At 60.8% G+C, this 6472-nt stretch carries 5 protein-coding genes; all 5 read right to left on the bottom strand.

Annotated elements, in window-relative coordinates:
• On the bottom strand, positions 1-309 hold a 309-nt coding region (locus OUZ52_RS12305), incomplete at its 3' end, for an LpxD N-terminal domain-containing protein (RefSeq protein WP_323135342.1).
• A gap of 123 nt (positions 310-432) precedes the next feature.
• Positions 433-2880, bottom strand: coding sequence for an outer membrane protein assembly factor BamA (bamA, locus tag OUZ52_RS12300; protein WP_266158690.1), 2448 nt, complete (start codon positions 2878-2880; stop codon positions 433-435).
• Between the two features lie 162 nt (positions 2881-3042).
• Positions 3043-4389: an RIP metalloprotease RseP gene (gene rseP / locus OUZ52_RS12295; RefSeq protein WP_266158689.1), complete on the bottom strand. Its 1347-nt coding sequence runs from the start codon at positions 4387-4389 to the stop codon at positions 3043-3045.
• 49 nt (positions 4390-4438) lie between these two features.
• Positions 4439-5659, bottom strand: coding sequence for a 1-deoxy-D-xylulose-5-phosphate reductoisomerase (locus OUZ52_RS12290; protein ID WP_266158688.1), 1221 nt, complete (start codon positions 5657-5659; stop codon positions 4439-4441).
• Positions 5656-6471, bottom strand: coding sequence for a phosphatidate cytidylyltransferase (locus OUZ52_RS12285; RefSeq protein ID WP_266158687.1), 816 nt, complete (start codon positions 6469-6471; stop codon positions 5656-5658). Before OUZ52_RS12285 ends, OUZ52_RS12290 begins: the two co-directional genes overlap by 4 nt.
• Position 6472: the final 1 nt, after the last annotated feature.

Raw genomic sequence — 6472 nt, 5'->3', positions numbered from 1 at the left:
ATGAATGCCATGCGGTGCCGCCGGCAGGCGCTCAAACAAGGCGGCTATTTTTGCGTAGGCCACATAGGGATCGTTCGCAATAAGCACGGTAGTGGGGCAATCGGTCTGGTTTTCCTCCCGCAGAACCACCACGCCGGCCGATGTTGCGGCCAATTGGGCGGTGTACTTACTGTTGGACAGAAAGCTCAACTGACTGGCGCCGGCACCGGCCAGCGTGCCCACGCCATCGATGACGCGTGCGCCGTCGCCCTTGAAAGCAAAGCCGAACTGCTCGGCGAGTTCGGCCACCGTATATTGGTTCACGCTCATACTTGGCTCCACTTACCTTGCTGGCCATGGTAGGTCGCAACAAAAGAAAGCGCGGCAACGCCGCGCTCTCTTCACTGTTTCACTTCACCTGGACTGATTCATCCCAGACGGGCCCAGCGCCAATTAGAACTGGCTACCGAAGGTGAACTGGATGCGTTCTTCGTAATGGCCGTCATCGGCTTTCGAACGGATCGGCACGGCGAAGTTGATGATCAGCGGACCGATCGGTGCCTGCCACTGCAGCGACAGACCGGTCGAGGCACGCAGTTCGCTGGCCTTGAAGGTCGAATAGCTCTGGTACACATTACCGACGTCGACGAACCAGGACACGCGTGCGGTATTGATGTCCTTGAGGAACGGCAGCGGCAGATAGACTTGCGCCGTACCGAGCACCTTGAACGCGCCACCGATCGGCTGGGCGTAGCTGTAGATGCTGCCGCTGCAGGTGCCGTCCTTGTTCGGCAGAATGGGCGAGCCATTGGCGTTGGTGCCTACGCAGACGCGCGGACCCAGGGTGTTGTCCTGGAAGCCGCGAACGTCACGCACACCGCCCGAGTAGTAGTTTTCCCAGAACGGGAAGTCGTAGTTCGCGCCCTTCGTGTAAGCGCCAAAGCTGCGGTCGTAAGTCTGCCCGCCGTAGGTCTGGCCGTAGCCGACCTGGCCATCCAGATAGAGCACGAAACCGCGGCCGATCGGCCAGTAGTGGTTGGCTTCCAGGTCGAGTTTGTAGAACTGCACGGTGGAGCCGGGCAGGGCAACATTGACGTTGGCCGACAAGATGCCGCCGCGCGTGGGTGCCCAGTAGCCGTTACGGGTATCGTGGTTCCAGCCGAGCTGACCGGTCCAGGAGTGGATGGTCTCGTGACCGATCGCATTCTGGTAGTCGATCAGCTGCTGCGGCGACTGCGATGTCGTCTGCACCAGGCCGGTGGTCGTGTCGACATAGCTGTAGCTGAGCTTGATCTTGTTGCTGCTCAAGCCGAGGCCGGTACGGATGTTGTCGGTTTCGGTGATCGGGAAATTCAGGAACGTGGTGAACGCCGTCGTGCTGCTGGTGTAGTTGACGAAGTCACTGTTCGTATTGCCGAAATCGGTCTTGGTGAAGCTGGCGTTGTAGCCGATACCGATGTTGTTGTCGGTCAGATACGGGTTGTAATAACTGGCGCTGACGCTGGTCGAGTAATCGCTGCGCTGCGCGCCAACGGTGAAGCTGTCACCCGTGCCCAGGAAGTTGTTCTGCGACACTGAGGCCGACAGGATGATGCCGGAGTACTGCGAATAGCCGACGCCGAACATCAGGCTGCCCGCGGATTGCTCCTCCACCTTGTAGCTGACATCGACTTGGTCTTCGGTGCCCGGGACCAGTTTCTTGTCAACGTCGACCTTCTTGAAATAGCCGAGTTTCTGCAGGCGAATCTTCGAGCGGTCGATAGCCGGCTGCGAATACCAGCTGCCTTCCAGCTGACGCAGCTCACGGCGCATCACATCGTCTTCGGTACGGGTATTACCCTGGAAAATCACCCGGCGCACGTATACGCGCTTGCCGGGCTCGATATAGAAAGTGACGTCGACGGTACGCTTTTCTTTGTCCAGCTTGGGTACCGGGGTGACCTTGGCGAAGGCGTAGCCGATGCTCGACAAAATGCCCTTGATCGCATCCGAGCTGGCTTCGATCGCCTTGCGGTTGAAGGTTTCGCCTTTCTTGGTGAACACCAGCTGGCGCAGCGACTCTTCAGGCAGGATCAATTCGCCCAGCAGATGGATGTCGGAGACGGTGTAGATCTCGCCTTCCTTCACGCTGGCGGCGATATACATCGCGCGCTTGTCCGGCGCGATCGACACCTGGGTGGAGTCGACGCCAAAGTCGGCGTAGCCGCGATCCATGTAGTAGGACTGCAGCTTTTCCAAGTCACCGGAGAGCTTTTCGCGCGAGTACTGGTCGTCCTTGGAATACCAGGACATCCAGTTGCTGGTGCTCGACTCGAAGGTCTTGCGGATTTCTTTGTCGGTAAACGCGGTGTTGCCGACAATGTTGATCTCTTTGATCTTGGCGACCTTGCCTTCGCGAATCTCAATATCGATGGCAACGCGGTTGCGATCGAGATTGGTCAGATGCGGCTCGACCGAGACGTTGTACTTGCCGCGGTTGTAGTACTGGCGGATCAGTTCTTGCTGCACGCGATCAAGTGACAGGCGGTCAAAGGTTTCGCCTTCGCTCAAGCCGATTTCTTTCAGGCCCTTGCGCAGATCGTCTTCTTTGATGTCTTTATTGCCGCGCAGGGTGAGCTTGGCGATCGACGGGCGTTCGATGACCTTGATGACCAGAATGTCGCCTTCACGATCGATTTCCACGTCGCTGAAGAACTTGGTCTGGTACAGGGCGCGAATGGCTCGTTGTGCGGCGTCGTTGGTGATGCGGTCGCCCTTGTTGACCGGCAAGTAGTTGAACACCGTACCCGCAGTGATACGGCTAAGGCCCTCAATACGAATATCGGAGGCGACGAAGGGCTCAAAAGCGAGCGCGTTGGCGGAGAGGGAAGCAAGCAAAATCAGGGCGGCGATACGCTTCATCGTCGAATCCGTTGGGTTATTTCGATGAGGCAGCCAGGATGGCTACCTCGATCAAAGCATGAAGCTGGGATTTCCCCTGCCCCGAAAAAAAGCACGCACCCGACATGGATGCGGTAAGTGACAACTCAGTGCATCGCACTGATGTTTCGACATTCATTCGCGTCACGAAGGCAGGATGCGATGAATGTCGTTGTAGAACGCCAACCCCATCAGCGTGAACAGCAGCGCCAGGCCGACATATTGCCCGGCCATCATCATGCGTTCGCTAACCGGGCTGCCTTTAACCAACTCAATAAGGTAATACAGCAGGTGGCCGCCGTCCAAGACAGGGATGGGCAGCAAGTTAATCACCGCCAGACTGAGCGATACCATCGCAAGAAAGTTCAGAAACCAGGCCAGCCCCATGCTGGCCGAAGCATTGGCGACCTGGGCGATGCCGATCACCCCCGAAAGGTTTTTGGTCGACGCCTGGCCGCTCAACATTTTGCCGATCATGTTGAGCATCGAGGCGGCGCCATCCCAGGTGGTGCGCAGCGACGCGGTCAGTGCCTTGATCGGGCCGTAGCGCAGGGTGGCGGTTTCGCGCTTAAGCGAGTTGACACCGATGATCCAGGCGGTCGGCTGGCCTTCGATAGATTCCTTGCGGGCGGTGACGCTGAGGGGCACCGTTTTGCCGGCCCGCTCGATCACCACGCTGAGCTTGGGCGATTTGGCCGCTTCATCCGGGACCAGTTTCTGGAATGCTTCGTAATTCTCAACAGCCCGGCCATTCACGCTGACAATGCGGTCGCCGCCTTGCATGCCGGCCTCGGCAGCGGGTTTGCCCGGCAACACGGTAGCTGCAACAGCTGCCAGCGGCGCCGGTTTCAGGCCCAGTTTGTCGAGGTATTGGCTGATGTCCTGACCTGCGGGTAACTGGTTTAGCGGCAGCACCAGCTGACGTTCGTTACCGTCGCTGCCGCGCACCGTGACGGGCAGTGGTTCGCGACCGAGCATGGCGTTGGCCACGACGTCGAGCGAGTCGCTCCAGGTAACCACGGGTTTGCCGTCGATGCTCAGCAGGCGATCGTTCGGACGGATGCCGGCTTCGGCCGCCATGCTTTGCGGGGTAGCGGTGACGATGGGCGCAATGTCGGGTTTGCCCAGGGTGAACATCAACCAGAACGCGGCGATGCTGAAGATCAGGTTGAAGACGGGGCCTGCCGCAACGATGGCGATACGTTGCCAAACCGGTTTGGCGGTGAACTCCTGCCCGTGCAAGTCGGGATCGACCTCGCCCTCGCGCGCATCCAGCATTTTGACGTAGCCGCCCAGCGGAATCGCGGCGATCTGGTATTCGGTGCCGTCGCGGGCGGTGCGCTTCCACAGCGCCTTGCCAAAGCCCACCGAAAAGCGCAGCACCTTGACGCCACAACGACGGGCGACCCAGTAATGACCGAATTCATGAAAGGTCACCAGCACGCCTAGCGTGACCAATAACCAGAATACTGAGCCGAAAAAGGGATTCATCAGGGCGCTTGTCTACGTTTGGGGCGTGTCAATGGAATGTCCAAGCTTATCAGCAAGCGTTACGGAGAACCCGCCGGGCAGCTTCTCGGGCTAAACGGTCACGTTCAACAAGGGTCTGGACATCGACCACAGCTTGCGACGGCAGTTCCGTAAGTACGCTTTCGACGACGTCGGCAATCGACAGGAACGGCAGTCCGCCGGCAAGAAAGGCTTCCACCGCGACCTCGTTGGCCGCGTTCAGGATGGCGGTGGCGTCGCCGCCGGCACGCAAAGCCTGAAACGCCAAGGCCAGGCAGCGAAAGGTGGTCAGGTCCGGCGGCTCGAATGCCAGGGGCGCGCTAGCCGCCAGATCCAGAGGGGCGACGCCTGCCTCGATGCGGTCCGGCCAGCTCAGGGCATGGGCAATGGCGGTGCGCATATCCGGGTTGCCGAGCTGCGCCAGCACCGAGCCGTCGACGTATTCGACCAGCGAGTGAACCAGGCTTTGCGGATGTACCAGCACCTCGATGGCGTCGGCGGGGGCATTGAACAGGTGATGCGCCTCGATCACCTCCAGCCCTTTGTTCATCAGGGTGGCGGAGTCGACGGAGATCTTGCGACCCATGCTCCAGTTGGGATGTTTGCAGGCCTGGTCCGGGGTGATGCCGGCCAGTTCGGCTCGGCTGCGGCCGCGAAATGGGCCGCCTGAAGCGGTGAGGATCAGCCGCCGGATGCCACTGGCTTGCAGGCTACCGCCCTTATGCAGATGAGAGCGGCCGCCAGGCAGGCATTGGAAGATGGCGTTATGTTCCGAATCCACCGGAATCAGTTCGCCAGCGCCGCTGGCCAAGGCCTCGAGCAAGAGACTGCCGGCCATCACGATCGATTCTTTGTTCGCCAGCAACAGGCGCTTGCCGGCGCGGGCCGCGGCCAGGGTCGAGTCGAGCCCGGCGGCGCCGACAATGGCGGCAACGACGGTATCGCATAGCGCACTGGCGGCAGCCGCGGTGATGGCGTCGTGGCCGCTGGCAACCTCGCAAGCCACGCCGGCAGCACGCAAGCGTTGCGCTAACAGCGGCTCAAGGGCCGGGTCGGCAATGATGGCGAGTTCGGGGCGATGCAGCACGCACAGCTCGGCCAGGGCGTCGACGTTGCTATGCGCCGTCAGCACGCTGGCGTGGAAGCGTTGCGGGTGGCGTGCAATGACATCGAGGGTGCTGCCGCCGATCGACCCTGTAGCGCCCAAAATGGCGACTTTGCGCGGCCCGCTCTGGGATGTCGCCGTGTTCATAGGCCGAGCAGCAGTTTGCCGGCGGCGAAAATGGGCAAGGCGGCGAACACGCTATCCATGCGATCCAACAGCCCGCCATGACCGGGAAAGATAGTGCCGGAGTCCTTCACGGTGGCGTGGCGTTTCATCAGGCTCTCCAGCAAGTCGCCGACGATGGATGCGATCACCGTGATGATGGACAGCAGCACCAGCCCGATCAATTGCCCTTGTTGAACCCCAAGCAGCCAGCCGCCGACCAGGGCCACCAACGCCCCGGCGACAAAGGCGCCATAGACGCCGGCCCAGGTTTTGCCGGGGCTGATGGTCGGCGCCAGCTTGCGCTTGCCGAAGAAACGGCCGCTGAAATAGGCGCCGATATCGGCCGCGGAAACGATCAACATGGCCAGAAAGGTCCACCAGTGACCATGCATGCTGCTATGCAGCGACAGTGCGGCGACCCAGGCCGGGAGTACCACAAAGCTGCCTGCGAGCAGCTTGAGTTGCAGATTTTCGCGGGTAGGGGCGGCGCCGAAGGCAAAGCGCCGCAGCCACAGGCATGCCAGCAGCCACCAGGCCACGCCAATACCCAGCATCAAAGGTGTCAGCGCGCTGTTCTGCAACCACCATGTCAGCGCAAAAAGCACCGTTGCCAGGGCTAGCAGGGCGACGCGGGCCGGTTGCTGTTGCAGGCCGGACAGGCGCATCCATTCCCATAGCGCGACCAGGAAGATCACTGCGACGATCGGTGCGAAGACGGCTGTGGGCGGCCACAGAATCAACAGCATCGCCAGGGGGGCGAGCAGTAGGGCGGTGAGAGTGCGCTGAAGCAGCATG

Source organism: Dyella silvatica, from assembly GCF_026283955.1.
Taxonomy (GTDB): domain Bacteria; phylum Pseudomonadota; class Gammaproteobacteria; order Xanthomonadales; family Rhodanobacteraceae; genus Dyella_C; species Dyella_C silvatica.
This window is presented reverse-complemented; position numbering and strand designations above follow the sequence as displayed.